The following is a 1,294-nucleotide window of genomic DNA, read 5'->3' on the forward strand; positions in this document are numbered from 1 at the left end:
GGTACGACCGGGCACATGGGTAACAGATCAGACCGGGCACACAGGTAACACTTTTTGTGGTCAGTCGATCCGGATAATACGCTTTTCTGCCCGGTCATAATACGCAAGGATGAGCCTGTCGAAGAGGATGACGTCAATGCCGTCGTCCACTTCCAGGAACCGCACGTACTCGCCCCGTAACGCTGCGCTCAGGAAGGTCCGCCCGTTCAGCCTCAGGTCGCCTTTTTCACCGACTTTGTACAGCTTCGCCCCCTCCGGATAACCCACCTCCGGCACTTTTCCGTTCCATTTCCGCGGTGAAGGCGTCCATATTTTTGCGGGCGGCTGCTGCCCGTGTGCCTCATGCGGCTTTTCCTGATTGAACTCGTTCCGCCATCCGCTGCACCACGCCTGCTGCTCTGGCAGCGAGCCAAAGACGTCGTGATGGCTCATGGCGACCTTCAGCGACCGGTGCATCCGCTCGTGGCGGGCGTTCTGCCCCGGACAGCCCGGTGCGGTTCTTTCCGGCTGTATCCCCAGTTTTATCAGCCACACGCTCAGCTGCGTCAGCGCGAGGATGCCCGGCGCAACGAAGGGCGAGCCGTTGTCGGTGCGGATAACGTCGGGCAGCCCGCCTTCCAGGAAGGCCTTTTCCATGCAGCCGCGCACGAACACCGTGGTCTCCGACGTGCCCGGCTCGCAGGACAGCAGGTAGCGGCTGTGGTTATCGGTGAGCGTGAAGGGGCGGCACCAGCTGCCGTCTTTCAGGCGGAAGCGCCCTTTAAAATCAGCGCTCCAGACGTGGTTATTCCTCACGGGTGTCGTGAGACTGCGCAGGTTGCCCGGCGTTCGCTTACGCGGCGTCCGCGGCTGCACCATTCCCGCCGCCTTCAGCAGGTCGCCGATGGTGCTGGCGGCGGGCACGATGAAGTCAGCGCCGTTGCTGAGGAACCAGTGGCGGATTTTTTTTGGCCCCCAGTCGGGGTGCTGCTGGCGGAACTGAACAAGGCGCGCGGCGATGTCGGGGGCGATTTTATCGGGCTGGAGATGGCGGGCGCGGGAGAGATTTTCAAGCGAGGAGAGCTCGCCGGGGTTAAAGCGGCTGAGCCACTTGTAGCCGGTTTTGCGGCTGATGCCGTGGCGGTGACACAGCTGCGTCATGGATTCCCCGCCTGCCTGGCAGGCGAGGATGAATTCAAGGCGTTGCATGGTAACAGTCTCAGTCCAGGGCATAGTGAGTCTCCTCTGCTATGCCGTTTATAACTGTTACCCATGTGCCCGGTCTAAAGTGTTACCCATGTGGCCGGTTTGTACC

The 1,294-nt window shown here is 61.4% G+C and carries 1 protein-coding gene; it reads right to left on the reverse strand.

The window, feature by feature from the left end; all coding sequences use genetic code 11:
• Nucleotides 1–60 precede the first annotated feature (60 nt).
• The gene (locus OXR61_RS23330; RefSeq protein ID WP_196368259.1) at nt 61–1,188 is read right to left on the reverse strand and encodes a DDE-type integrase/transposase/recombinase; all 1,128 of its coding nucleotides are present in this window, start codon (nt 1,186–1,188) and stop codon (nt 61–63) included.
• Nucleotides 1,189–1,294: the final 106 nt, after the last annotated feature.

Origin of the sequence: Pantoea sp. GM_Pan_4 (genome assembly GCF_026541005.1) — a bacterium.
Classification (GTDB): domain Bacteria; phylum Pseudomonadota; class Gammaproteobacteria; order Enterobacterales; family Enterobacteriaceae; genus Pantoea; species Pantoea dispersa.